Raw genomic sequence first — 26105 nt, 5'->3', positions numbered from 1 at the left:
CTAGCACTTTTAAATCGTTTATAGTAATGAATCTTGTGTCATTTCTTTGGGTTGTGGCACGTTCATTAAATGTAAAATAGTGGGGGCAATATCGCCTAAAACACCATCTTTTATAGTTTTTAAATCTTTATCAACCAAAATCATCGGCACAGGGTTTGTGGTGTGCGATGTATGTGGCGAACCATCAGGGTTCATCATGGTTTCACAATTCCCATGATCGGCAATTACAATAGTAGTATACTCGTTTTCTAAAGCCGTTGTAATAACATCTTTTACGCAATTATCAACCGTTTCACAAGCTTTTACAGCCGCTTCAAAAACACCTGTATGCCCAACCATATCGCCATTTGCAAAGTTTAAACATACAAAATCAACAGCGCCTTTTTGTAATTCAGGAACAATAGCATCACGAATTTCGTAGGCGCTCATTTCTGGCTGTAAATCGTAGGTTGCTACTTTTGGAGATGGGCATAATAAGCGTTTTTCGCCGTTAAATTCTTGCTCTCTTCCTCCAGAAAAGAAAAATGTTACGTGCGGATATTTCTCCGTTTCCGCAATTCTAATTTGAGTTTTTCCTGCGTTTTCTAAAACTTCACCTAAAGTATTTTCAATGTTTTTACTGTTGTAAATTACCTTAATATCTTTAAAAGTTTCATCATAATTTGTCATGGTAACAAAGTATAATGGTAATTTTTTGGTATTAAGTTCAGGAAAATCTTTCTGATTTAAAATTTCAGTTAATTCACGACCTCTATCAGTTCTAAAATTAAAAAAGATAACAACATCATCCTCTTTAATAATTGTTTTAGGTTGATTTTTTTCATCAACCATAATAATAGGTTTTACAAATTCATCCGTAATATTTTCATCATAACTTTCTTGAATACTTTGGGTCGCATCTCTAGAAAAATCTCCTTTTCCGTTAACTAAAGCATCGTGAGCTAATTGCACTCTTTCCCAACGATTATCACGATCCATAGCAAAATAACGCCCTGTAATTGTTGCCAATTCGCCTGTGGTTTTTTGCATATGTTCTTCTATCTCATTGATAAAATATTTTCCGGATTTAGGGTCACAATCACGCCCATCAGTAAAAGCATGTAAAAAAACATTTTCAAGTTTTTGCTCGTTTGCAGCCGATAAAAGCCCTTTTAAATGATTGATATGCGAATGAATCCCGCCATTGGAAACTAACCCTAAAAAATGTACATTTTTATTGTTTTTCTTGGCATAATCAAAAGCTTTTAAAAGCTCTTTTTCTTGTGCTAAAGAACCATCATCAACTGCTTTATTTATTTTTGCCAGATTCTGATATACAATTCTACCAGCACCTAAATTCATGTGTCCAACTTCCGAATTTCCCATTTGTCCTTCAGGCAAACCAACATGATTTCCGTCTGTACGTAATTGAGCGTGTGGAAATGTATCGTATAACGAATTTATAAAAGGCGTTTTGGCATTGTATATAGCAGAAACTTTAGGGTCTTGGGTAATTCCCCAGCCGTCAAGTATCATTAAAATAACTTTCTTGTTCATTTTTGTTGAATTGGACTGTAAAAATAAGAAAGATTTTACCGTTTTAAGAACCTGTTTAAAAATTATTTGAAGCAATTTCCCGCTTTCCGCACTCGCTCTTTTTTGAAGAAAAATCAAAAAAGGAGCTCAAACAATTGCTTCAATCGGGGCTAGGGTTTTGTGCTAAAAAAAATGCTTTCAGAAATCATCTAAAAGCATTTGGAATTATTATTTCTTCAATATTTATTTACTATACTTACGAATAGCACTTTTAATTTTCTCGATTCTATTTTCAGGGTCGGGGTGAGTGCTTTGAAATTCTGGAGTTCTGTTAGGTCCTGCGGCAGCTTTTAAAATTTGCATTACGCCAATTAAACTCTCCGGATTATAACCTGCATCGAGCATTAATTTAACACCTAAATCATCACTTTCTAACTCGTCGCCACGACCATATTTCATGTTAATTACATTGGCAATTCCAGCAATTCCTTGTGCAGTACTTGGGTCAAAACCAACAGAAGCACCCGAAAGTAAGCCTTGGGTTAAATCTTGCTTTGCCATACGCGCCGCCGAATGACGACCGATAACATGCCCAATTTCATGCCCTAAAACTCCCGCCAACTGATCTTCATTTTTTAATTTTGAAAACAAGGCATAGGTAATAAAAACCTGTCCGCCAGGCAAAGCAAAAGCGTTGATAGTTCTTTCATCTTTTAATAAATGAAAATCAAAAGGATAACCAGATTCTCTAGCGATGCTATTGTCAACTAGTTTTTTTCCAATTTGATCTACTAAATCTTGATATTTTTGGCTAGGATATAAACCGCCATGTTGTTGCGCCATGTGAGGAGCGCTACTTAAACCGATAGCAATTTCTTGCTTTGGAGAAATAGAAATATGTTGTTTTTTACCTGTATAAGGATTTGTTTCTGCACTAGCGCAATATTTTAGCAAAGCAAAAATAGCGATTGCTGCACCAATTAAAAGTCTAATTTTTAAACTCCCGCGATTTCTCATAGTCTCTTTTTTTTAACTTTTTTTGATAAAGGTAAATATACAAAATATATAATTTAACAAATATCCATTTTAAATCAACCATAAAAAACTTAAATTTACAAAGCAAAATATATAATAATATGAATCCTCATTTTGAGTTAAATGATGTAACTAAAAAGTTACCAAAGCACTTACATAAATTTATTGTAAAACAACCATACAACGAATATACTGCACAAAATCAAGCGGTTTGGCGATATGTAATGCGTATGAATGTTGATTATTTAGGTAAAGTTGCTCATTCATCATATTTAAAAGGATTAGAAAAAACAGGAATATCAATAAATAATATTCCTTATATGGAAGGAATGAATCGTATTTTAAAAGAAATCGGTTGGTCGGCAGTTTCTGTTGATGGTTTTATTCCTCCGAATGCTTTTATGGAATTTCAAGCGTACAATGTATTGGTAATTGCTTCGGATATTCGTACCATAAATCATATTGAATACACACCAGCACCCGATATTATTCACGAAGCAGCAGGACACGCGCCAATTATTGCAAATCCTGAATATGCCGAATATTTACGTCGTTTTGGTGAAATAGGATCAAAAGCAATTTCATCATCAAAAGATTATGAAATGTATGAAGCAATTCGTTTGTTATCAATTTTAAAAGAAGATCCTAATGCTACTAAAAAATCAATAGATGACGCACAAGAAAAGGTAACTTGGTTACAAGATAATATGGGCGAATTATCGGAAATGGCACAAATAAGAAACTTACATTGGTGGACGGTTGAATATGGATTAATCGGAACACCTGAAAATCCGAAGATATACGGCGCAGGTTTATTGTCATCCATAGGAGAAAGTAAATGGTGTATGCAATCGGAAGTTAAAAAAGTGCCGTATTCAGTTGCCGCAGCTACTCAGAATTTTGATATTACAAAACCACAACCTCAGTTATTTGTTACGCCAAATTTTGCGTATTTAAGTTTGGTTTTAAATGAATTTGCCAACACAATGGCACTTCGAACAGGGGGTTTAAAAGGGGTTGAAAAATTAATAAATTCTAAAAATTTAGGAACTGTAGAATTAAGTACTGGTATTCAAATATCAGGAATGTTTAGCAATGTTATTGAAGATAAAAAAGGGGAAATTGCCTACATACAAACCACTGGAAATACTGCTTTATCAAACAGAGATAAAGAATTAATTGGTCACGGAATTAGTTATCATGCCCAAGGTTTTGGAAGTCCCGTAGGAAAGTTGAAAGGAATTAATTTGCCTATTGAAGATATGAGCCCGCGTGATTTGGAAGCCTACGGGATTTATGAAGGTGAAATCATAAATTTAGAGTTTGAAAGTGGCGTACTTGTTACAGGAAAGATCATTACAGGAACACGAGATTTACGAGGTAAAATTTTAATTGTGTCTTTAAAAGATTGTAGGGTTACTTATAAGGAACAAATTTTATTTGATCCGTCGTGGGGAATTTATGATATGGCAATAGGAAAAGAATTAGTTTCGGCATATTCAGGACCTGCGGATGTTGATTCTTTTGGAGATATAGGAAAAGTATCTGAAACTAAAACACATAAAATTCAATATTCAGTAGCTGATAATACATTATATCAAATGTATGCTGATGTAAGAAAATATAGGAAAGAAGATACGATTACTGAAAATATAATTGAAAGAATTTTAAAGGTTCTTAAAAATGAATATCCAAAGGATTGGTTATTGGTATTAGAATTGTATGAACTTGCTTTTACAAATGATTTTTCGATAAAAATAAGCCTAAAAAAATATTTAGAAAGCTTAAAAAGTAACAAGGGTTACAAAGCGTTAATAGAAAACGGATTATATTTGCTGTCTGAGAAATAATACAACAAATGGGATTATTTAACTTATTTAGAAAGAAAAACATGGGCGAAAAAATACAAGAATATTTAGGGAATCAAGCTGTTATTTTAGATGTAAGAACTTTAGAAGAATGGAACGACGGGCATTCACAAGGAGCAAAACACATTGTTTTAACAACAATACCAACAAGTGTTGAGCAAATTAAAGCTTGGGGAAAACCTGTAATTGCAGTTTGTAAAAGTGGTGGTAGAAGTGGTCAGGCAACTGATTTTTTAGTAGCACAAGGAATTGATGTAATTAACGGAGGTCCTTGGCAAAACGTAGATCAGTATTTAATAAAATAATACTGTTTTTAAAATGTAATAAAAGGAAATGCTTTTTGAAGTGTTTCCTTTTTTTGTGCGATATTTTTTAAAAACTTCTGATGTGCTTCTGATGTTGGGTTAAAAGAACGATGGGCTAATCCTTTTTGAATTATTTTAACTGCTTTCATCGTTTTTTGGGTGTTTTCAGAAATCCAAACTGCTATAAATTTCTCCCAAATATATTGGATTGCTGTATTATTTGGATGAATCATATCTTGGGCATAAAAACGATAATCACGTAATTCATCCATCATAATTTCATAAGAAGGAAAATAATAAGTGTTATTTTTAGCATCAGTAACTTGATGAATTGCACTTAATAAATGTGCTTTACTTTGTTGATTTTCAATAAAACCATCTTTTATATGACGCACAGGTGACACGGTAAAAATAATTGAAATATTCGGATTAACAGATTTTGTTAAAGCACTAATAGCTTCTAAACTTTCAGTGATTTCATCAATAGTTAAAATTTCTTTTAAAAAGTTTTTCTGCGGAATTTTATGGCAATTCGCAACAATAGCATCCGAAGAAATTTTACGATAAATCCAAGAAGTTCCGAGTGTAATTATTAAATGACTAGCATTTTTTAAATGCTCAAATGTTGCTGTATTTACAGTGTTTAAATTATTTAAAACTTTTTTTTTATCCGAAGAACTTACACTAGAATGTGCATCAAAACAATGCCAAGATTCATTGTGTAAAAAAACAGCTTCTTCTGTATATTTTTTTTGATTAATAGCATCGGTAATTAATTTTTCAATAGCTTTTGGATGAAATAAAATTCCAAACGGATTTTGTTGTGATTGAAATTTATAAAATGATAATTTATCGCCTATATTTTCAGAAAAACAAGAGCCTAATAAAAGTAACTTAGAATTATAATCTATTAAATTATGAGGTTGTTTCTTTAAAGGTATTTGTGTTTGAAGTTTCATTTTATAAGAATAATCAGCTTCAAAAATAACTATAAAATGCTCAAATTAGTGAGGGTTTTTATTAAATTGAATGAAAAATGTATCTTTGTTTAATAAAAAAGATAATAAATTGAACAATATTAAAAAGTCATTTACAATAAAGGATCTTGAAAATATTTCAGGAATTAAAGCACATACTATTCGTATTTGGGAAAAGCGATATAATTTATTATCGCCAGAAAGAACAGATACAAATATTAGATATTATTCTTCAGAAAATCTTTTAAAGTTATTAAATGTTGTTCTGCTAAATAAGAATAAATATAAAATCTCTAAGATTTCAGAAATGTCTGATAAGGATATTTTATTGTTAGCAAGAGAATTAGCTTTTAAAACAGCTATAAGTGATGATGCTATAAACTCTTTAAAAATGGCAATGTTTCAATTTGATAAAGTTTTATTTAATAATACGTATAATCAATTATTGAACAAGAAAACATTTAGAGAAATTTTTAAAGATGTTTTTGTGCCTTTTTTAAATCATATAGGATTGTTATGGCAAACAGATACATTATTACACGCACACGAACATTTTATATCGAATTTAATAGCTCAGAAAATTCAAATTAGCACTGAAAAATTGGAGTATTCAATAGTTGATTCAGATGTTATTTATGTATTGTTTTTACCCGAAAATGAAGTTCATGAATTAGGATTGATGTATTTAAATTATGAATTAGTTTTAAGAGGAAATAAAACCATATATTTAGGACAGAGTTTGCCTTTAAGTAACTTGAATTATTTTTTTGAAAGTGATACCGAAGTTCGATTTATTACATCATTAACCGTTCAGCCTTATGATGATAAAATAATGGATTATTTTCAAGAAATTGAGACTGCTTTAAAAGGAAAAAAACATCAATTTATTGCGGTAGGAAATAAAACATTAAAAGTAAAAGAAGTTAATTTTGAAGCAAATATCTCTCTTTATAATTCTGTTATAGATCTTTTAAAAGTGTTGTAAATTTTTTTGATGTATTTCATATTGTTTAACTATATTTTGTTTTTGTTAAACAAAAATTGTAGATTTGATTAATTCCAATTATTTTATCTGTTAAGTAGCTTTAAATAAATGAATTATTAATCCTTATAAAATATACCATTGAAAAAAACAATACATATAATAGGTTCCGGTTTTTCATCATTATCAGCTTCTTGTTATTTAGCTAAGGCAGGATACGATGTTGTAGTTTTAGAAAAAAATGAAACCGTAGGAGGTAGAGCCCGTCAGTTAATAAAAGATGGTTTTACTTTTGATATAGGCCCAACATGGTATTGGATGCCCGATGTTTTTGAAAAGTTTTTTGCAGATTTTGGTAAAAAACCATCAGATTATTATGAGTTAGAAAAATTAGATCCAGCATATCAAGTTTATTTTGATACTACAGATTCTATAACAATTCCTGGTAGTGTTGAAGAAATTTATGAAATTTTTGAAACAGAAGAAAAAGGAAGTTCTGTTCATTTAAAAACTTTCTTAAAATCTGCAGCCTATAATTATGACGTTTCTATAAATGATTTGGTGTATAATCCAGGTGTTTCTCCTTTGGAATTGGTAACTCCTGTTACGATTGGAAAAATAACGCAATTTTTTTCATCAATAAGAAAAGAAGTCCGCAGAAAAATAAAGAGTAAAAAGTTAATTCAAATTTTAGAATTTCCTGTATTGTTTTTAGGAGCAAAACCAAGTAATACTCCTGCTTTTTATAATTTTATGAATTATGCCGATTTTGTTTTAGGAACTTGGCATCCCAAAGGAGGAATGTATAAAGTTATTGAAGCAATGGTAACTTTATCTAAAGATTTAGGAGTAACTTTTAAAACTGAGGCAAATGTTGAAGAAATTAAACTTAATCAATCAGGCGAAGCTATTGGTTTAGTAGTAAATGGTCATTTTGTTGCTTCGGATATTGTTTTAAGCGGTGCTGATTATCATCATACAGAAACATTATTACCTAAAGATTATAGACAATATTCTGAAAAATATTGGGATAAAAAAGTTTTTGCACCATCATCATTATTATTTTATGTTGGTTTTGATAAAAAACTAAAAGATGTTTGTCATCATACATTATTTTTCGATACTGATTTCGATGTACATGCGGCATCAATATATGACAATCCAAGTTGGCCAAAAGACCCGATGTTTTATGCAAGTTTTCCCTCAATAACAGAAGGTTCTTTTGCGCCAATTAATAACGAAGCAGCTACTTTTTTAATTCCGATAGCTCCAGGTATTGAAGATACTCCCGAGCTTAGAGAAAAGTACTTTGATTTAATTATAAATAGATTAGAGAAATTAACGCAGCAATCTGTAAAAGAAAATGTTATCTTTAAAGAAAGTTTTTGTGTGAAAGATTTTGTGAAAGATTATAATTCGTATAAAGGAAATGCCTACGGATTAGCAAATATTTTAACACAAACTGCTTTTTTAAGACCAAAAATAAAAAGTAAAAAAGTAAAGAATTTATTCTTTACAGGACAATTAACGGTTCCAGGGCCGGGGGTACCACCGTCATTAATTTCGGGTAAAATAGCTTCAGATTTAATTTTAAAACACCATTAAAAATGAAACAATTATTTGATGAGGTTTCTTATGCTTGTAGTAAATTAGTTACTCAAAAATACAGTACTTCTTTTTCTTTAGCAACTCGAATGTTATCGCCAAAAATACGTGCCGAAATTTATAATATTTATGGTTTTGTCCGTTTTGCTGATGAAATAGTAGATTCTTTTCATCAATATAATAAAGAAGATTTATTAATTAGGTTTGAAAATGAGTATTATTTGTCAAAAAAAGAGGGCATAAGTTTAAATCCTATTTTAAATTCATTTGTTCAAACTGTTGAAAAATATAAAATTACAGATGATTTAATTCAAGCTTTTTTAAAGAGTATGAAAGCTGATTTACATCAGACAGAATATACTACAGAAGAGGCATACAAACAATATATTTATGGCTCTGCCGATGTAGTTGGATTAATGTGTTTACGTGTTTTTGTAAATGGTGATGCGAATCAATATAACGAGCTAAAAGATGCCGCAATGCGTTTAGGTTCTGCATTTCAGAAAGTGAATTTTTTAAGAGATTTAAAAGATGATATTCAGGTGTTAAATCGTTCTTATTTTCCTAATGTTGACCTTAAAGAGTTAGACCAAGCATCTAAAGAAATTATTATTAAAGATATTGAAGCTGATTTTGACTATGCCTACGAAAACGGTATTTTAAAATTACCTGTTGAAGCAAAATTTGGTGTTTACATGGCGTATCGATATTATAAAAAATTGCTTAATAAATTAAAAGCAACGCCATCATCAGAAATAATGGACACAAGAATTAGAATATCAGACCCAATGAAAATTAATTTATTGGCAAGAAGTTATGTAAAATATAAACTAAATCTTATTTAAAATGTTATTTATAATTACAACCCTGCTAACTTTTATAATAATGGAAGCCGTTACTTGGTTTACTCATAAATATATAATGCACGGTTTTGGATGGTATTTACACGAAGACCATCACCAGCCAGGATATCCGAATGTATTTGAAAAAAATGATGCTTTTTTTGTGGTTTTTGCCATACCGAGTATGTTGTTGTTTTACTTCGGATTTCATCCAGCATTAAATTATTTGTTTTTTATTGGATTAGGAATTTTGTGCTATGGACTAGCCTATTTTTTAATTCACGATGTTTTAATTCATAGGCGTTTCAATTGGTTTAAAAACACCAACAATCAATATTTAAAAGGATTACGAAAAGCACATAAAATACATCACAAGCATTTAGGAAAACCAGATGGAGAGTGTTTTGGAATGTTGTTTGTTCCGTTTAAATATTTCAAGAAAAGACAATTAAAATAATTAAATAAGACTAAAATAATGAGTGAATATCTATATCTGATATTAACTTTAGGAAGTTTAAGTATTCCTTTAGCTTATAGTGTTTTTGAGAAAAAATTTCATTTTATACAGCATTTTAAAAGTGCTTTTATCAGTATTTCGTTAGTCGCTTTACCGTTTATAATTTGGGATGCTTTTTTTACAAAAATCGGTGTTTGGGGTTTTAATCCTGATTATTATTTAGGAATAAAATTGCTTGAAATGCCTATTGAAGAATGGTTGTTTTTCTTTTGTATTCCGTACGCTTGTTTGTTTACTCACGAGGTTTTAAAATATTTAGTACCTCAATTTAAGTTATCTAAATCGATAACTGTATTGTTAAGCTTTTTATTGATTTTAATAGCATTTATACTATTGGTTTTCAATTTTGGAAAATGGTATACAACTGTAAATTTCAGTGCTTTTTTGCTATTAATGTTCTTCGGATTAAAAAATAATTTAAAAGCTTTACAGGAATATTATCCTAGTTTTTTAGTTGTTTTAGTTCCTTTTTTATTAGTAAACGGAATTTTAACAGGAAGTTTTATTGATGCTCCTGTGGTTTGGTATAATAATGCAGAAAATTTAAATTTTAGAATTTTTACAATTCCTTTTGAAGATGTTTTTTATGCCTTTACTTTATTATTTTCGATACAATTAATTTTTAATTATCTGAAAAAACAAAAAAATGAAACAAAATAAATACATACGATTTTTACTCTTTTTAGTAGTTAATTTTTTAGCATTGGCAATTGGTGTTGTATTAATGGAAGATGGCCCACGAACAGAGTGGTATCTATCTTTAAACAAAGCACCTTGGACACCTGCGGGTTGGGTTTTTGGAGCAGCTTGGACTACAATTATGCTATTGTTTGCTTTTTATATGACAAAATTGAGTCTTAAATTTCCTTTTTTAGATAAAAAACTAACACTACTTTTTAGTGTTCAGTGGATTTTAAACGTAGGTTGGAATTACTTTTTTTTTAATCAACATTTAACCGTTATCGGATTAGTTGTTATTACTTTATTATGGTTGTTAATCGGATATTTTACCTTTAAAAATTTAAGAGAATTAAAAGGGATTACATTATTTATACTTCCATATTTAATATGGATGACTATTGCAACAAGTTTAAACGCCTACATCGTATTTTATAATTAAAGTTATGGAAAATCAAGAAACTATTACAGAAGAGAAAATTATTGAGCTTTATATGAATTCGGTTTTAATTTCAGGAAAACCAGCTTCTATTTATGCATTTGCAACAGATAATAATTTTGAGGAGTCAGAATTTTATCAATATTTTTCAAGTTTCAAGAGTTTAGAAAAATCAATATTTGGAGTTTTTGCAAAAGAAACAATCCATTTATTACATAAAACAGAGGCTTATCAAGGTTATGAATCAAAAGATAAATTATTAAGTTTTTATTTTACTTTTTTTGAATTATTAACAGCAAACAGATCGTATGTTTTGTGGCAATTTCAAGATATGAAATCGGATTTTTCAAAACTAGCAGTTTTAAAAGAATTACGAGCAGCGTTTTTAAAATATGTTAGCAAAATTGAATTAGAAAAAATTGATTTTAAGAATGATAAAATCAATAAAATTCAAGATAAAACAATAACAGAAGCTTATTGGATGCAATTATTAATGATTCTGAAATTTTGGATTGATGATGAATCTTCAAACTTCGAAAAAACAGATGTTTTTATTGAGAAATCAGTCAAAGCTGCTTTTGATATTCAGCAAATAACACCGGTAAAAAGCGTTATTGATTTAGCGAAATTTTTATGGAAAGAAAAAGGAACTTCAGTATGAAAAGATTAGATAAAATACCAACATCAAAAATAGAAAGAACCACTAAATTAGTTACTACAGGTTTAAAACTTGGAGTAAACTATGCAAAGTATTACGGAAATAAAATCACAAAATCAGAAGAAGAGGCAAGAGCTCAGTTAAATGAAGATAATGCAACTGATATTTATGACGGTTTAAAAGAATTAAAAGGTTCGGCATTAAAAGTAGCACAAATGCTGAGTATGGAAAAGAATTTATTGCCAAGTGCGTATGTTGAAAAATTTTCGTTATCACAATTTTCTGTTCCGCCACTTTCAGGACCTTTAGTAGTTAAAACTTTTAAAAAATATTTTAACAAAACACCTGAAGATGTTTTTGACACGTTTACAGCAGAATCTGTAAATGCGGCAAGTATCGGACAGGTTCATAAAGCTACGATAGGCGAAAAAATATTGGCTGTTAAAATTCAATATCCTGGTGTTGCAAATAGTATTTCTACGGATTTAGCATTGGTAAAACCGATTGCGATGAAAATGTTTAACATAAGAGGCGAAGGTTCTGATGAATATTTTAAAGAAGTTGAAAGTAAGCTATTAGAAGAAACAAATTACGTTTTAGAATTAGCACAGAGTAACGAAATAGCGAATGCTTGTGCACATATTCCAAATTTAAAATTCCCAAAATATTACGAAGAATTTTCTACGGATAGAATTTTAACAATGGATTGGATGGACGGAATTCATTTATCGGAATTTACATCAAAAGGATATGATCAGCAAACGGCAAATAAATTAGGACAAGCTTTATGGGATTTTTATATGTATCAAATGCATGTGTTAAAAAAAGTACATGCCGACCCGCATCCTGGTAATTTTTTGGTATCCAAAGAAAATGATTTAATTGTTATCGATTTTGGATGTATGAAAGAAGTACCAATGACTTTTTATACGCCATATTTCGAATTAGCCAAACGAGAAAATATTGAAAATCCTGCTTTTTTTGAAAGTAAATTATATGAATTAGAAATTTTGAAAAAAGACGATTCTGAAGAAGAAAAAGCCTTTTTTAAAGAATTGTTTTACGAAATGTTGTATTTATTTACATCGCCTTTTCAGCAAGAAGATTTTGATTTTTCTGATGGTGTTTTCTTTGGTAAAATAGCCGATTTAGGACAAAAATATGCAAAAAGTACTGAGTTGAAAAAAATGAACGGAAATAGAGGTTCGAAACATTTTATTTATATCAACAGAACATTTTTCGGTTTATATAATTTAATGCACGATTTAAAATCGACTCATATAAAAATTAATAATTACAAGAATTTATAAATGCATTTATCAAGAAAAGCTATAGATGAGATGAATCATCTGTATAAAATAAATTTAATGAACAGTATTTCTGGTTATAAACCAGCAAATTTAATTGCTACAAAATCGGAAGATGGAACTAGTAATGTAGCTGTTTTTAGTTCAGTTGTTCATTATGGTTCTAGTCCTGCAATTTTAGGGTTTGTTTTGCGTCCGACAACTGTGGCAAGAAATACCTATGATAACATTAAAAAAACAGGTTTTTATACGATAAATGCTATTAACGAAGCCATAATTGAAGATGCACATCATACATCGGCTAAATATCCGTCAGGAGTTTCAGAGTTTGATAAAACCGATTTAACTGAAATTTATAAAGATGATTTTTTTGCACCTTATGTAGCAGAATCGCCTATAAAAATAGGAATGAAATTTTTAGAAGAACATCATATAAAAGCAAACGGAACTATTTTAATTTTAGGCGAAGTAACCGATTTGTATTTTAAAGATTCAATGCTTTCTGAGGATGGTTTTTTAAATTTATCCGAAGAAAAAATTGCAGCAATTAATGGTTTAGATACCTATATGGTTGCAAAAGAATATCAAAGATTATCATATCAAAGACCAAAATAAACGAATGTAAAACATCAAGAAAATGAAAATTTTAATCACAGGAACAACAGGATATATAGCAAAAAGATTGGTATTAAAATTATTAGATGCAGGTCATGAATTAGTATGCTGTGTCCGTGATTTAAAACGAATTCCTGATGAAATAGAACATAAAGAGAATATCTCGTTTATAAAAGTTGATTTTTTACAAACCGAACAAATTGTTTTTCCTTCGGATATTGATGTTGCGTATTATTTAATTCATTCAATGGCTACGGATGCTACTAATTTTGAAGATTTAGAGCAAACTTGTGCCAAGAATTTTAAAAATATTGTCGAAAAAACAAACTGTAAACAAGTCATTTATTTAAGTGGTATTGTAAATGATAGTTCTTTGTCTAAGCATTTGGCTTCTCGTTTTCAGGTAGAGAAAAATTTAGCTTCAAAAAAATATGCACTTACCACTTTTAGAGCAGGAATTATTGTTGGAAGCGGTAGTGCATCCTTTGAAATTATTAGAGATATTGTTGAAAAGTTGCCCGTAATGGTTACGCCAAAATGGTTGAATACAAAATCGCAACCAATTGCAATTAGAGATGTATTAACTTTTTTAGAACGTGCCGTTGGAAATGAAAAATTGTATAACAAATCGTTTGATATTTGCGGTACAGAAGTGCTTACTTATAAAGAAATGCTTTTACAATTTTCAGAAGTAAGAGGCTTTAAACGTTACATTTTAACACTACCACTTTTAACGCCAAAATTATCATCGTATTGGTTGTATTTTGTAACCTCTACGTCTTTTAATTTAGCACAAGCTTTGGTGGATAGTATGAAAGTTGAGGTAATTGCCAAGCCAAGTAATATTAATCAAATTTTAAATATATCGCCTATTTCTTATAAAGAATCGGTTGATTTAGCTTTTCAACGAATAGAACAAAACGCTGTAATATCAAGTTGGAAAGATGCGATTAGTAGCGGTGTTTTTCAAGCTCAATTATCTGATCATATTCAAATACCACAATATGGTTGTTTTGTAGATAAACGTACTGTAAAAGTTACCGATGATGCTTTTACTCTTGATAAAATTTGGTCAATTGGAGGGAAAAACGGTTGGTATAGTTTTAATTGGTTATGGAAAATAAGAGGTTATGCCGATAAAATTTTCGGAGGAGTTGGCTTGCGTAGAGGAAGAACACATAATACATCTTTAGAAGCTGGTGACCCATTAGATTTTTGGCGTGTTTTATTGGCTGATAAAAAAGAAAAAAGACTCTTGTTGTTTGCAGAAATGAAATTACCTGGCGAAGCTTGGTTAGAATTCAAAATAGTAAATGACACTTTACATCAAAAAGCAGTTTTCAGACCTAAAGGTGTTTTAGGGCGTTTGTATTGGTATTCCGTTTTACCATTTCATGCTTTTGTATTTAAAGGAATGATAAACGCTTTGGTAAAAAAATAATCAAAAATTATGAATCACAGAGATATAGATAGAATAATAGAAATGGCTTGGGAAGATAGAACCACATTCGATGCTATAAAGTTTCAGTTTGGTTTAAAAGAACAACAAGTAATCGAATTAATGCGTAAAGAATTAAAGCTATCTAGTTTTAAATTATGGAGAGCAAGAGTTCAAGGTCGTTCAACCAAACATCAAGCAAAACGAATTTTCGAAAAAGGAAGGTTCAAATGTACAAGGCAAAAAAGTATCAGTAATAATAAAGTTTCTAAGCGATAAATAAAATAACTGCTAATCATAAATATATAAAATATGAAAACAATTGTAGTAGTAGGAGGTAGCTCGGGTATCGGAAAAGCTATTGTAAATAAATTAAAAGATACACATAAAATTATCAATATAAGTAGAACAGCACCCGAAGAACATGAAAATGTAACTCATTATTCATGCGATGTTTTAAATGATGAATTACCAGTTTTAAAAGATATTAATGGATTGGTATATTGTCCTGGAAGTATCAATTTAAAATCATTTACGCGACTTAAAGTTGCCGATTTTAAAACTGATTTTGAAATTAATGTTGTAGGTGCAATCAATACTTTAAAAGCATACGAAACTAGTTTGGCAAAAAACAACGGAAGTGTTGTACTATTTAGTACAGTTGCTTCTGCTTTAGGAATGCCATTTCATGCAAGTATTGCAACAAGTAAATCGGCAGTTGAAGGGTTAACAAAATCGTTAGCGGCAGAGTATGCAACTAAAATTCGTTTTAATGCGATTGCTCCAACCGTAACAGATACACCACTTGCAAAACGTTTGTTAAGAAACGAAAAGCAGCAAGAAAGTATGCAAGACAGGCATCCGCTAAAAAAATATTTAACGCCACAAGAAGTAGCAGGTTTGGCTAGTTATTTATTATCAGAGGATGCAAGTTCAATAACAGGACAAATTATTCCTATGGATGCAGGAATTGTAAGTGTAAAATTATAATTGTACTCGAATGAAATGGCTAATTTTATTCACTATTTTTTTATGTATGAATGATGAAGTAATAATTTTTGATAAAAATACAATTCCCCAAAACTGGATTATAACAAATGATGATGTTATGGGAGGCGTATCAACATCATCTATGAAATTGAATACTGATAAACAACTTGTTTTTTCGGGAGCTGTTTCTTTAGATAATAACGGAGGTTTTGCAATGACAAGATTACCTATCGCTATTAATTTTGATGATAAAAAAACAAATCTAATTATAAAGTTAAAAGGCGATGGTAAAAGTTATCAGTTTAGAATAGAAGCCAAAGAAGACCAGCGTTTTTGGTATGTGCAATCCTTTGAAACGACCAATAAATCAGAAGAAATTATTTTGCCTTTACATAAATTTTATGCCTCATCTAGAGGTAATTTAGTTGATGTACCAAATTATTCAGCAACTACCATTTCAGAAATTGCAATTTTGATAGGTAATAAAAAGAACGAAAATTTTAATATATCCATAGAAAAAATAACACTTCAATAAATGAAAACACTTAAAATAACTTTACTTATAACTTTATCAATACTAGTAATTATGGCATTATTTAGTTTTTTATCAAATTCAGAAACAGTATCTCCTAATCAATCTTTATACGATATAGAAATTAAAGGAATTGATGGAAAAAAATTAGATTTAAATCAATACAAAGGTAAAAAAATATTATTTGTAAATGTTGCCTCTAAATGTGGATTTACCAAGCAATATGATGGATTACAAGAATTATCATCAAAATATACTGATAAATTAGTAGTCATCGGTTTGCCGTGTAATCAATTTGGAGCACAAGAACCTGGAGAGGCATCAGAAATAAAATCGTTTTGTAGGTTAAATTTTGGAGTCGATTTTCCATTAACCGAAAAAATAGCCGTTAAAGGAGAAGAGAAACATCCGTTATATGAATGGTTAACTGAAAAAGAAAAAAATGCAAAAATGGATTCGTCTGTAAAATGGAATTTTCAAAAATATTTAGTGGATGAAGAAGGTCGATTAATTGATGTTTTCTATTCAATTACAAAACCAATGAGTTCTAAAATAACAAGTCTTTTATAAATGATGAATTTTAAAAAACACTCAGGAATTTATACCCTAGAAACAGCACAAGAATTAAAAATGCCGTTAGCAAAAGCGTGGGATTATTTTTCATCACCAGAAAATTTAGCCAAAATTACACCCAAAAAAATGGGTTTTAATATCACTTCAAAAGTTGATGAAAAAGCATATCCTGGGCAAATAATAACGTATAAAGTATCGCCTGTTCCGTTTGTGAAAACAAATTGGGTAACAGAAATAACGCAAGTAAAAGAACAAGTTTTTTTTATTGATGAGCAACGTTTCGGACCTTATTCAATGTGGCATCACGAACATTTTTTTGAAGCTTTGCCAAACGGAAATACCTTAATGAAAGATAAAATTTCATATAAAATACCGTTCGGTTTTTTAGGACATATAGCACAAGCTCTTTTTATCAAAAAACAATTAAAAAGTATTTTCGAATATCGATTTATAATTTTAGAAAAAATGTTTAATGGTAAATAAATTAGCGATATTTTGGTTTCGTAGAGATTTGCGTTTAGAAGATAATGTAGCCTTATTTAACGCCTTAAATTCATCAAATAAAGTAGTGCCAATATTTATTTTTGATGAAGAAATTCTAGATAATTTACCAAAAAACGATGCCCGAGTTTCCTTTATTTATCAAACATTAGAGCAATTAGATACCGATTTAAAAGCAATCGGTTCGTCTTTATTGATAAAAAAAGGAAATCCTCTTGAAGTTTGGAAAACAATAACATCAGAATTTGATATTTCAGCAGTTTATACCAATAAAGATTACGAACCGTATGCCTTACAAAGAGATGCAGAAATTCATGATTTTTTAAAATCAAAATCCATTGATTTTTTAAGTTATAAAGACCAAGTTATTTTTGAAAAAGCTGAGGTTACCAAAAATGACGGATTGCCATATACGGTTTACACGCCCTATAAAAATAAGTGGTTGCAGAAATTTAATGCCGAAGAAGATTTAAAAAATTATGATATAAATTTTAATAATTTTTATCAATTTACATCAGAAATACCTTCTTTAAAATTTATAGGATTTAACGAAAGTAGTATAAAAGTAACCCCTTATAATTTATCAAATTTAGCGAATTATGATGAAATTCGTGATTTTCCTTTTATCGATAAAACATCTTATTTATCGCCTTATTTTCGTTTCGGATTGGTAAGTGTTCGTAAAATGGTGCAATTTGCTTTAAAAACCAATGCAACTTTTTTAAACGAACTGATTTGGCGAGAATTTTTTATGCAAGTATTATTTCATTTTCCCAAAGTGGTTACGAATAATTTTAAGCAAAAATACGATGCCGTTCCGTGGAGAAATAACGAAGCCGAATTTGAAAAATGGTGTAAAGGAGAAACTGGTTATCCGATGGTCGATGCAGGCATGCGACAGTTAAATAAAACGGGTTATATGCACAATCGGGTACGCATGATTACGGCAGGTTTTTTATGTAAACATCTGTTAATTGATTGGCGTTGGGGCGAAGCTTATTTTGCTGAAAAACTATTAGATTACGAATTATCAGCAAACAATGGAAACTGGCAGTGGTCAGCAGGAACGGGTTGCGATGCTGCGCCATATTTTAGAGTTTTTAACCCTGAAGCACAATTAAAAAAGTTCGATAAAGAGTTACAATATATTCGAAAATGGATTAAAAATTTTGATGAGTTAACTTATCCACAGCCAATGGTTGAACATAAATTTGCCAGAAAAAGAGCAATTTCGACTTATAAAGAAGCCTTAAATTAATTGCAAAATTAAAAGGTTCAAAGAATTAAATCTTTGAACCTTTTTGAAGTTGTTTTTTATAATTATTTGAAGCTATTTCCCGCTTTCCGCACTCGCTTTTTTTGAAGAAAAATCAAAAAATAGCTCAAACAAATGCTTCAATCGGGGTTAGAAATTTCTGCTATCTTTTTTATTTTTACGAAACAATATATTCTTTCGCTTTTTCTAAAGCCTTTGGAATTCCGCCAGGATTTTTACCTCCAGCAGTTGCAAAGAAATTCTGTCCACCACCACCACCGTGGATTAGTTTTCCTAATTCTCTAACAACTTTACCAGCATCGTAACCACGTTCTGCAGCTAATTCTTTCGAAATATAACAAGTTAACATTGCTTTATCTGCTTTTTCAGAAGAGGCAAAGAATAAGAATAAATTTTTAAAATCTTTTCCTAAGGCAAATGCTAAGTTTTTGATTCCGTTCGCATCTAAAGCAACTTTAGTCGCTAAAAATTGCACACCGTTTACTTCTTGTAATTGATTTCTCAATTCACCCGATAAATTTTCAGCTTTTTCTTTAAGTAACTGTTCTACTTGCTTTTTTAAAGTAGCGTTTTCATCTTGTAAATTAGTTACCGATTTTACAACATCTTTAGGGTTTTTAAATAGTTGTTTTATATCAGTAAAGTTACGTTCAACATCTTCAAAATAATTACCAACAGCTACATTTGTAATTGCTTCAATTCTTCTAATTCCTGAAGCAACAGCACCTTCCGATTTTATTTTAAAATGCCAAATATCACCAGTTTGTGGAACGTGAGTTCCTCCACATAATTCTACCGATTGCCCAAATTTAATGGCTCTTACGGCATCGCCATATTTTTCGCCAAATAAAGCAATAGCCCCTTGATCAATAGCTTGTTGCATCGGAATGTTTCTTTGTTCAACTAGGCTTAAGTTTTCACGAATACGAGCATTTACAAAATCTTCAATTTCTTGTAATTCATCCGAAGTTACTTTAGAGAAATGAGAAAAATCGAAACGTAAATGTTTAGGGCTTACAAGCGAACCTTTTTGTTCAACATGAGTTCCTAAAATGGTACGTAAAGCCTGGTGTAATAAATGCGTAGCAGTATGATTACTTGCCGATAAATCTCTCGCATTTTTATTTACTACTGCTTTAAATTTTTCTGATAAATTTTCAGGTAAATTCTTGGTGTAATGAATAATTAAGTTGTTTTCTTTTTTGGTGTTTATCATATAAACAACATCGCCATTTGCGGTTTCTATATAACCAACATCACCAACTTGCCCACCGCCTTCAGGATAAAAAGGAGTCATGTTAAAAACTAATTGATATTGTTCACCATCTTTTTTAGTGGTTACTTTTCTGTATCGAGTTAATTTAACATCAGCAGTTAAAGTGTCGTACCCAATAAATTCTTCCTGATCATCTTCAATTAAAACATTCCAATCGTCGGTTTGAATAGCGGTAGCTTCTCTTCCTCGGTTTTGCTGTTGTTTTAAAGCTTCTTGATATTCTTCTTTATTATAGTCTAATCCTTTTTCAGATAAAACTAATGCCGTTAAATCTTCAGGAAAACCATACGTATCTTTTAATTCAAATACTTTTTTACCAGAAATTACTTTGTTTCCAGCATTAGCTGTCATAGTATCTAGTAATAATAACCCTTGTTCTAATGTTTTTAAGAAAGATTGTTCTTCTTCTTTAATAACATTTCTAGCTAATAGCTCTTGTGCTTTTATTTCAGGAAAAGCATCACCCATTTGGTCGCTTAAAGTGGCTACCAATTTATAGATAAAAGGTTCTTTCTGATTTAAGAACGTAAAACCGTAACGAATAGCTCTTCTTAATATTCTTCGGATAACATAACCTGCGCCAGTATTACTAGGTAATTGACCATCGGCAATAGAAAATGCTACAGCACGAACATGATCGGCAATTACACGAATTGCGATATCTGTTTGATCATCTGCAACTGATGAATCTTCATATTTTACGCCTGTAATAGTTTGAATTTCTCTAATAATCGGCGTAAAAACATCAGTATCATAATTAGATTGTACGCCTTGTAAAGCCATACATAAACGCTCAAATCCCATACCAGTATCGATATGTGTTTTAGGTAAGTTTTCTAAACTTCCATCAGCTTTACGGTTGAATTGCATGAAAACTAAGTTCCAAACTTCTACTACGTGTGGATGGTCTAAATTTACCAAAGATGCTCCTGAAACTTTTGCTTTTTCATCCGCAGAGCGAATATCAATATGAATTTCAGAACAAGGTCCACAAGGTCCTTGTGCGCCCATTTCCCAGAAATTATCTTTTTTATTTCCTAATAAAATACGGTCTTCAGCAATGTATTGTTTCCAAATATCATATGCTTCTGTATCTTTTGCTAAACCTTCTTTTTCATCACCTTCAAAAATAGTAACATATAAAATGTCTTTGTCTATTTTATAAACTTCAGTCAATAATTCCCATGCCCAAGAAATGGCTTCTTTTTTGAAATAATCACCAAAAGACCAGTTTCCAAGCATTTCAAATAAGGTGTGGTGATAGGTGTCTTTTCCAACCTCTTCTAAATCGTTATGTTTCCCTGAAACACGTAAACATTTTTGAGAATCGGCAACTCTAGCATCCACTATTTTTTTCTGGCCTAAAAAATATTCTTTAAAAGGAACCATTCCTGCATTTACAAACATTAAAGTAGGGTCGTTCTTTAACACCATTGGCGAAGATGGAACGATAGCATGATTTTTAGACTTGTAGAATTCTAAAAATTTTGATCTTATTTCTTGAGATTTCATATGTTTTGAGCTCGAAAATTTTGTTAAATAATCATTAAAAAACAACTAATTAAAAGTAGTTTTAAAATAGTTATTATATTAGTTGCTAAGTATTGTATTTTTATTACTTACTTAAAAAAGACAAAAATAAGATATTTAGTAGTATGAATAAAGTAAAATATTTTTCTAATAAGCTTGAATAAAAAGAAGATGAATTTTATTTAAGGGTATTTAAAAGAACGTATTAAGTGAGTTTTTAGCATAAAAAATTGATGAAATTAAAAGAAAAGGTAGATTTTTCAGCGTTGTTTGATAACTATTATGGAAAGTTATATAAGTATGCTATCAGAATACTGAAAGATGAAAGTATTTCGAATGATTTATTACAAGACACTTTTATAAAGTTATGGGAAAATATAGATTCGATGAAAATAAAGCATCGTTCTATAGAGTCTTTTTTAATTATAACGTTAAAAAATAAAATTGTAGATCATTTTAGAAAAGAAAGCGTAAAAAAGAAGCACTTAAATCTATATATTTTAAATAAAGATATTGAACAAGAAATAAGTAATGAATGGGAATTGTTGAAAAAAATAGAAGATATATATACGTTACTTCCTCAAAAAACAATTGAAATTTTTAAGCTTTCAAGAGATAAAGGGCATACTTATGCCGAAATAGCATCTATCAAAAATATATCAATAAAAACTGTAGAAGCCCATATTTCAAAGGCTTTACAAGTTTTTAAAAAAGAATTAGTAAATTTTTTATAAAAAAAATAGGGTACTTGTTGTTCAGAAACGTTTTATAATAAATCTCATATTTATGAAGCGAGACAAAATTAAAGAAACCGACCTTTGGGCTTATATATCAAAAACCGCAAATATTGATATTAAAGCTAAGGTTGAGCGATGGAAAGAGTCAGAATATTTTGATCAACAATTATTTGATAACATAAAAAAAATACATCAAGCTACCAAAGAAGATGCTAGTGGATCTGTAGCTAATATCAAAATTCAGAAAACCGCCTTTTTCAAAAATATAGGAACTAAGAAAAAGAAAAATAATTTAAAAATGCTTGTTTTTAAATATGCCGCTGCGGCAATAATACTAATAAGTACTTCTTTTTTTACTTATTTTATAACACAACCTGAACAAATATACATAGCAACAACTTACGGGGAGCAAAAGGAAGTAACACTTTCAGATGGCTCAGTTGTTTGGTTAAATGCTTCGAGTAAAATTTCATATAAAGAGAATTCTCCAAGAACGATTCGTTTAGAAGGGGAAGCTTTTTTTGAAGTCGCAAAAGATAAAGAACATCCGTTTACGGTAGAAACTCCAGATAATGTTATCGTTAAAGCTTTAGGAACTAGCTTTAATATTAAATCTTATAAAGAAAATAATTATTATGAAACCGTTTTATTTACAGGTAAAGTAGCGGTTAGTGCTACAAATTCTGAAAAAAATAGAATAATAATGTTACCTAATGATAAAATAAGAATTCTAAAAAAAAATAAACACGTTTTAAAATCTGTCATCACAAATAAAAGGAATACTATTTCTTGGAGAGACGGTAAAATTCAATTTAAGAATAAAACATTTAAAGAAATAGCAACCGATTTTAAGAACCAATATAATTTGAAGTTTCATTTTGAAAATGAAAAAGTATCAAATGTAAAATTTACAGGAACTTTTGAAAAAACAATGCCTATAAGAGAAATTTTAGAAATATTAAAAATAACAAAACCTTTTGAGTATCGTTTTAATGCTCAAAAAAATACTTGGATTATCAAATAAAAAATAGGAGAACGGCAATTCTCCTATTTAAAATTGCTGATAAATTTAATTTTAATTGAACAAAACCATCTAACAACATTCAAATTTATGAAAAACAAACAATTTATAACTTTATTAGGGGTAAAAAATGTATCCCAAAAACAAGGATTTTTAATGAAAGTTACACTATCAATTTTTTTATTTTGTTGCTTACAAATAGCAGCAACGAATACTTTTTCTCAAAATAATGTAACACTGAACTATGAAAATAAAAGTTTAGAACTTATTTTAAATCAAATAGAAAAACAAACAGATTATAGCTTTGTTTTTAATAATGATGAAGTTAATATTCAGCAAAAATTTACGATTAATGTTGTTAATAAAGAGCTTGGTAAAGCTATAAAATTATTGTTTAGAAATACAGCGATAAAATATCAGGTAAAAAATACATTAATAATTTTATCTAAAGAAAATAAAAACAGTACTATTTTAAAAACAGCAGAACAAAAATATAGCATTAGTGGAACCGTAAAAGACGCTACAACTGGTGAAACTTTATTAGGCGCTAATATTGTAATAAAAGATGCTTTAAAAGGAACTACAACCAATGAATATGGTTTCTATTCGATGACAATTTTAAAAGGTATTTATGTTTTACAAATTTCTTATGTAGGATATAAAAACAAAGAAATTAAGGTGGATTTAAATAACAATATTAAGCGAAATTTTGAATTAACTTTAGCAGAAAACGCCTTAGAAGAGGTTGTTATAAAATCAACAAATACGAGTAAAAGTCAACTAAAAACAATTTTAACGGGGGTTTCTAGTTTGAGGGCTTCTGAAATAAAAAAACTTCCTGCATTTTTTGGTGAACCCGATATAACTAGGGCAGTTTTAACACAGCCAGGCGTTAGTACGGTAGGCGAGGGCGCTAGTGGGTTTAATGTTAGAGGTGGTAATATTGATCAAAATTTGTTGCTTTTAGACGAAGCGCCATTGTATAACTCGTCTCATTTATGGGGGCTTTTTTCGGCAATTAATGCCGATGCGTTGAAAGATTTAAAATTTTACAAAGGAGGTATTCCTGCGCGTTTTGGAGGTAGAGCTTCTTCTGTTTTAGATATGCGACAAAAAGAAGGTAGTTCTAAAATTTTTAAAGCAGAAGGAGGTGTCGGTTTGTTATTTTCAAGAGTAACTCTAGAAGGACCTATAAAAAAAGATAAACTTAGTTTTTTAGTATCTGGGCGTAGAACTTATTTTGATTTGTTTTTTCCGTTAGCAGGAGAGGATTTAAAAAATCAAAAAATGTACTTTTATGACTTAAATACAAAATTATCTTGGAATATAAACGACAATAATACGTTGTTTTTATCAGGGTATTTTGGTAAAGATGTAATGAAATTTAAGGCAGAAGAAGAAACAGAATATGACGAACAAACGCAAACAGAAACAACAGAACCAGCGGGTGAAATAAGTTTTTCATGGAATAACGCAACTACAAGTTTACGTTGGAATCATGTGTTTTCTAATAAGCTATTTATGAATTTATCAACTATTTATAGTTCGTATAAATATGCGTTAGCTGCTCAAAATGATGGTCCTTCACAAACAGATTCAGGAAGTGCATTTGAGTGGACATCATCCGTAGAAAATTATATTTTTAAACCAGATTTTACCTATTATTTGAATCCAGAAACAAAAATGAGATTCGGAATACATGGAACGTATTATAGGTTTACACCAGCAAAAATAACAAGTACCGAACAAACAATAGGTAGTATAGATTTATCTGTAGAAAAGGGCTTGGAGATAGCTCCGTATTATGAGCTAGAAAAAAAATGGGATAAATTATCAATGAATGTAGGAACTCGGTATGCTATTTTTAGAAATTTAGGTCCATACGAAGTGGCTTCTTATGCTTCAGGATTGCCTAAAACACCAAGTACAATAACAGGACAGGTTAAATATAAAAGTGGAAAAACCATCGCAAAATATGGTGGTTTTGAACCTCGTTTGTCTTTAAAATATGATATTGATGATCGAAAATCTTTAAAAATCGGTTATAATAAAATGTATCAGTATATACATTTAATGAGTAATAGTAGTGCCGCATTGCCTTTTGATGTTTGGAAACTTTCGGGAAAGCATGTAAAACCATTAGCGGTAAATCAATATTCTTTTGGGTTTGCTTTTGATAGTGAAAACAGAAATTATAATTTTTCGGTAGAAGGCTATTATAAAGATTTTAAAAACTTAGTAGAATACGTAAATAATGCCGATTTATTTATCAATAAAAATATTGAAACACAATTGCTTCCTGCTAATGGATATGCCTACGGATCAGAGTTTTCTGTACATAAAACAAAAGGAAAATTAACAGGTAATTTAAACTATACCTATTCGGTTTCTAAAAGAAAAACTGTTAGTGAGTTTTCATCAGAAAATATAAATAATGGTGCCTATTTTTCATCAAATTACGACAAGCCTCACATATTTAATGCAACGGCTAATTATAAGTTTAGTGATACATGGACTATGGGTACTTTTTTCACTTTTCAATCAGGGCGACCAACAACAATAATAACAGGAAGGGGTATTTATGGTAAAAATAAAGATGAAACTGTTTTTACATATTCTGATAGAAACAAGTACAGAATGAAAAATACACACCGATTAGATGTTTCATTAACATACAGCTCAGAGGCTAGTTTACATTCAAAATGGAAAGGAAGTTGGAGCTTTGGGTTTTATAATATTTATGGAAGAAAAAATGCTTTTTCTAATTATTATACTTTCTCTAATAATGACAATCAAAATGTAGGAATATCTAAAACATTAAAAAAGAAGCAGTTTTCGCTGTTTGGGGCTCCAATTCCATTTATTACGTATAATTTTAAATTTTAAAA

General features: G+C 29.9%; 25 protein-coding genes. 21 read left to right on the top strand and 4 right to left on the bottom strand.

What is annotated here, in order from left to right; all coding sequences use genetic code 11:
- Positions 1-18 precede the first annotated feature (18 nt).
- Both gpmI and AQ1689_RS01935 read right to left on the bottom strand, forming a co-directional pair.
- Complete coding sequence (gene gpmI, locus AQ1689_RS01940; RefSeq protein WP_101955032.1) at positions 19-1536, bottom strand: 2,3-bisphosphoglycerate-independent phosphoglycerate mutase; 1518 nt, start codon at positions 1534-1536, stop codon at positions 19-21.
- Positions 1537-1758: 222 nt separating this feature from the next.
- Positions 1759-2532, bottom strand: coding sequence for a M48 family metalloprotease (locus tag AQ1689_RS01935; RefSeq protein ID WP_101955022.1), 774 nt, complete (start codon positions 2530-2532; stop codon positions 1759-1761).
- Between the two features lie 119 nt (positions 2533-2651).
- Between AQ1689_RS01935 and AQ1689_RS01930 the strand changes: the two genes are divergently transcribed.
- Both AQ1689_RS01930 and AQ1689_RS01925 read left to right on the top strand, forming a co-directional pair.
- Complete coding sequence (locus AQ1689_RS01930) at positions 2652-4400, top strand: aromatic amino acid hydroxylase (protein ID WP_101955021.1); 1749 nt, start codon at positions 2652-2654, stop codon at positions 4398-4400.
- Positions 4401-4408: 8 nt separating this feature from the next.
- Positions 4409-4723: a rhodanese-like domain-containing protein gene (locus AQ1689_RS01925; RefSeq protein ID WP_232122574.1), complete on the top strand. Its 315-nt coding sequence runs from the start codon at positions 4409-4411 to the stop codon at positions 4721-4723.
- An 8-nt stretch (positions 4724-4731) separates the two neighbouring features.
- Here AQ1689_RS01925 and AQ1689_RS01920 read toward each other — a convergent pair whose 3' ends face one another.
- Positions 4732-5682, bottom strand: coding sequence for a GSCFA domain-containing protein (locus tag AQ1689_RS01920; protein ID WP_101955020.1), 951 nt, complete (start codon positions 5680-5682; stop codon positions 4732-4734).
- A 109-nt stretch (positions 5683-5791) separates the two neighbouring features.
- On the opposite strand from AQ1689_RS01920, the gene AQ1689_RS01915 reads away from it, so the two are divergent.
- The 16 genes from AQ1689_RS01915 (at position 5792) to AQ1689_RS01840 (ending at position 18635) form a co-directional block, all read left to right on the top strand.
- Positions 5792-6685 carry a MerR family transcriptional regulator gene (locus tag AQ1689_RS01915; protein WP_232122573.1) on the top strand — a complete coding sequence of 298 codons (894 nt, stop codon included), beginning with the start codon at positions 5792-5794 and terminating at the stop codon, positions 6683-6685.
- Between the two features lie 138 nt (positions 6686-6823).
- On the top strand, positions 6824-8287 hold the full coding sequence (locus AQ1689_RS01910; protein WP_101955018.1) for a phytoene desaturase family protein: 1464 nt from the start codon (positions 6824-6826) through the stop codon (positions 8285-8287).
- Positions 8288-8289: 2 nt separating this feature from the next.
- Positions 8290-9132, top strand: coding sequence for a phytoene/squalene synthase family protein (locus AQ1689_RS01905; RefSeq protein WP_101914283.1), 843 nt, complete (start codon positions 8290-8292; stop codon positions 9130-9132).
- 1 nt (position 9133) lies between these two features.
- Positions 9134-9586, top strand: coding sequence for a sterol desaturase family protein (locus AQ1689_RS01900; protein WP_101955017.1), 453 nt, complete (start codon positions 9134-9136; stop codon positions 9584-9586).
- 18 nt (positions 9587-9604) lie between these two features.
- Entirely contained in the window at positions 9605-10306 is a 702-nt protein-coding gene (locus tag AQ1689_RS01895) for a lycopene cyclase domain-containing protein (protein ID WP_101955016.1), read from the top strand.
- Positions 10293-10766, top strand: coding sequence for a TspO/MBR family protein (locus AQ1689_RS01890; RefSeq protein WP_101955015.1), 474 nt, complete (start codon positions 10293-10295; stop codon positions 10764-10766). Before AQ1689_RS01895 ends, AQ1689_RS01890 begins: the two co-directional genes overlap by 14 nt.
- Positions 10767-10770: 4 nt before the next feature.
- Positions 10771-11424, top strand: a complete 654-nt coding sequence (locus AQ1689_RS01885; protein ID WP_101955014.1) for a TetR family transcriptional regulator C-terminal domain-containing protein — start codon at positions 10771-10773, stop codon at positions 11422-11424.
- Complete coding sequence (locus AQ1689_RS01880) at positions 11421-12731, top strand: ABC1 kinase family protein (protein ID WP_101955013.1); 1311 nt, start codon at positions 11421-11423, stop codon at positions 12729-12731. Before AQ1689_RS01885 ends, AQ1689_RS01880 begins: the two co-directional genes overlap by 4 nt.
- A gap of 57 nt (positions 12732-12788) precedes the next feature.
- Positions 12789-13343 carry a flavin reductase family protein gene (locus AQ1689_RS01875; protein WP_232122069.1) on the top strand — a complete coding sequence of 185 codons (555 nt, stop codon included), beginning with the start codon at positions 12789-12791 and terminating at the stop codon, positions 13341-13343.
- Positions 13344-13365: 22 nt separating this feature from the next.
- Positions 13366-14784 (top strand): SDR family oxidoreductase, encoded by a 1419-nt coding sequence (locus tag AQ1689_RS01870; protein WP_101955011.1) that lies wholly within the window; start codon positions 13366-13368, stop codon positions 14782-14784.
- Between the two features lie 9 nt (positions 14785-14793).
- On the top strand, positions 14794-15060 hold the full coding sequence (locus AQ1689_RS01865) for a TIGR03643 family protein (RefSeq protein WP_101955010.1): 267 nt from the start codon (positions 14794-14796) through the stop codon (positions 15058-15060).
- Between the two features lie 33 nt (positions 15061-15093).
- Positions 15094-15771 (top strand): SDR family NAD(P)-dependent oxidoreductase, encoded by a 678-nt coding sequence (locus tag AQ1689_RS01860; protein WP_101917725.1) that lies wholly within the window; start codon positions 15094-15096, stop codon positions 15769-15771.
- A 10-nt stretch (positions 15772-15781) separates the two neighbouring features.
- Complete coding sequence (locus AQ1689_RS01855; protein WP_101955009.1) at positions 15782-16306, top strand: CIA30 family protein; 525 nt, start codon at positions 15782-15784, stop codon at positions 16304-16306.
- A 51-nt stretch (positions 16307-16357) separates the two neighbouring features.
- A complete protein-coding gene (locus AQ1689_RS01850) occupies positions 16358-16873 on the top strand; it encodes a glutathione peroxidase (protein ID WP_394364669.1) in 516 nt (171 codons plus the stop codon).
- Positions 16874-17359, top strand: a complete 486-nt coding sequence (locus tag AQ1689_RS01845) for an SRPBCC family protein (RefSeq protein ID WP_101955007.1) — start codon at positions 16874-16876, stop codon at positions 17357-17359. It abuts the gene before it with no gap.
- Complete coding sequence (locus tag AQ1689_RS01840) at positions 17349-18635, top strand: cryptochrome/photolyase family protein (RefSeq protein ID WP_101955006.1); 1287 nt, start codon at positions 17349-17351, stop codon at positions 18633-18635. Before AQ1689_RS01845 ends, AQ1689_RS01840 begins: the two co-directional genes overlap by 11 nt.
- 175 nt (positions 18636-18810) lie before the next feature.
- Here the strand turns inward: AQ1689_RS01840 and alaS are convergent, their stop codons facing one another.
- Entirely contained in the window at positions 18811-21441 is a 2631-nt protein-coding gene (gene alaS, locus AQ1689_RS01835) for an alanine--tRNA ligase (protein WP_101955005.1), read from the bottom strand.
- A gap of 251 nt (positions 21442-21692) precedes the next feature.
- Here alaS and AQ1689_RS01830 point away from each other — a divergent pair, with 251 nt between their 5' ends.
- The 3 genes from AQ1689_RS01830 to AQ1689_RS01820 all read left to right on the top strand — a co-directional run bounded on the left by AQ1689_RS01830 (position 21693) and on the right by AQ1689_RS01820 (position 26103).
- Positions 21693-22193: a sigma-70 family RNA polymerase sigma factor gene (locus tag AQ1689_RS01830; RefSeq protein ID WP_101955004.1), complete on the top strand. Its 501-nt coding sequence runs from the start codon at positions 21693-21695 to the stop codon at positions 22191-22193.
- Positions 22194-22245: 52 nt separating this feature from the next.
- Positions 22246-23220 carry a FecR family protein gene (locus AQ1689_RS01825; protein ID WP_101955003.1) on the top strand — a complete coding sequence of 325 codons (975 nt, stop codon included), beginning with the start codon at positions 22246-22248 and terminating at the stop codon, positions 23218-23220.
- Between the two features lie 87 nt (positions 23221-23307).
- Positions 23308-26103 (top strand): TonB-dependent receptor, encoded by a 2796-nt coding sequence (locus tag AQ1689_RS01820; protein WP_101914300.1) that lies wholly within the window; start codon positions 23308-23310, stop codon positions 26101-26103.
- Positions 26104-26105: the final 2 nt, after the last annotated feature.

It is taken from the genome of Tenacibaculum finnmarkense, assembly GCF_900239185.1.
GTDB lineage: Bacteria > Bacteroidota > Bacteroidia > Flavobacteriales > Flavobacteriaceae > Polaribacter > Polaribacter finnmarkensis.
The sequence above is the reverse complement of the archived record's forward strand: the minus strand, read 5'-3'. Positions and strand labels throughout refer to the sequence as shown.

Excerpts from the sequence above, each read along its gene's own strand:
- AQ1689_RS01900 (WP_101955017.1), top strand. The coding sequence starts at position 9,134 with ATGTTATTTATAATTACAACCCTGCTAACTTTTATAATAATGGAAGCC.
- AQ1689_RS01875 (WP_232122069.1), top strand. The coding sequence starts at position 12,789 with ATGAACAGTATTTCTGGTTATAAACCAGCAAATTTAATTGCTACAAAA.
- AQ1689_RS01825 (WP_101955003.1), top strand. The coding sequence starts at position 22,246 with ATGAAGCGAGACAAAATTAAAGAAACCGACCTTTGGGCTTATATATCA.
- AQ1689_RS01860 (WP_101917725.1), top strand. The coding sequence starts at position 15,094 with ATGAAAACAATTGTAGTAGTAGGAGGTAGCTCGGGTATCGGAAAAGCT.
- gpmI (WP_101955032.1), bottom strand. The coding sequence starts at position 1,536 with ATGAACAAGAAAGTTATTTTAATGATACTTGACGGCTGGGGAATTACC.
- AQ1689_RS01935 (WP_101955022.1), bottom strand. The coding sequence starts at position 2,532 with ATGAGAAATCGCGGGAGTTTAAAAATTAGACTTTTAATTGGTGCAGCA.
- AQ1689_RS01850 (WP_394364669.1), top strand. The coding sequence starts at position 16,358 with ATGGCATTATTTAGTTTTTTATCAAATTCAGAAACAGTATCTCCTAAT.
- AQ1689_RS01845 (WP_101955007.1), top strand. The coding sequence starts at position 16,874 with ATGATGAATTTTAAAAAACACTCAGGAATTTATACCCTAGAAACAGCA.
- AQ1689_RS01830 (WP_101955004.1), top strand. The coding sequence starts at position 21,693 with ATGAAATTAAAAGAAAAGGTAGATTTTTCAGCGTTGTTTGATAACTAT.
- AQ1689_RS01865 (WP_101955010.1), top strand. The coding sequence starts at position 14,794 with ATGAATCACAGAGATATAGATAGAATAATAGAAATGGCTTGGGAAGAT.
- AQ1689_RS01890 (WP_101955015.1), top strand. The coding sequence starts at position 10,293 with ATGAAACAAAATAAATACATACGATTTTTACTCTTTTTAGTAGTTAAT.
- AQ1689_RS01840 (WP_101955006.1), top strand. The coding sequence starts at position 17,349 with ATGGTAAATAAATTAGCGATATTTTGGTTTCGTAGAGATTTGCGTTTA.
- AQ1689_RS01820 (WP_101914300.1), top strand. The coding sequence starts at position 23,308 with ATGAAAAACAAACAATTTATAACTTTATTAGGGGTAAAAAATGTATCC.
- AQ1689_RS01905 (WP_101914283.1), top strand. The coding sequence starts at position 8,290 with ATGAAACAATTATTTGATGAGGTTTCTTATGCTTGTAGTAAATTAGTT.
- alaS (WP_101955005.1), bottom strand. The coding sequence starts at position 21,441 with ATGAAATCTCAAGAAATAAGATCAAAATTTTTAGAATTCTACAAGTCT.
- AQ1689_RS01925 (WP_232122574.1), top strand. The coding sequence starts at position 4,409 with ATGGGATTATTTAACTTATTTAGAAAGAAAAACATGGGCGAAAAAATA.
- AQ1689_RS01855 (WP_101955009.1), top strand. The coding sequence starts at position 15,782 with ATGAAATGGCTAATTTTATTCACTATTTTTTTATGTATGAATGATGAA.
- AQ1689_RS01880 (WP_101955013.1), top strand. The coding sequence starts at position 11,421 with ATGAAAAGATTAGATAAAATACCAACATCAAAAATAGAAAGAACCACT.
- AQ1689_RS01930 (WP_101955021.1), top strand. The coding sequence starts at position 2,652 with ATGAATCCTCATTTTGAGTTAAATGATGTAACTAAAAAGTTACCAAAG.
- AQ1689_RS01895 (WP_101955016.1), top strand. The coding sequence starts at position 9,605 with ATGAGTGAATATCTATATCTGATATTAACTTTAGGAAGTTTAAGTATT.
- AQ1689_RS01870 (WP_101955011.1), top strand. The coding sequence starts at position 13,366 with ATGAAAATTTTAATCACAGGAACAACAGGATATATAGCAAAAAGATTG.
- AQ1689_RS01885 (WP_101955014.1), top strand. The coding sequence starts at position 10,771 with ATGGAAAATCAAGAAACTATTACAGAAGAGAAAATTATTGAGCTTTAT.
- AQ1689_RS01920 (WP_101955020.1), bottom strand. The coding sequence starts at position 5,682 with ATGAAACTTCAAACACAAATACCTTTAAAGAAACAACCTCATAATTTA.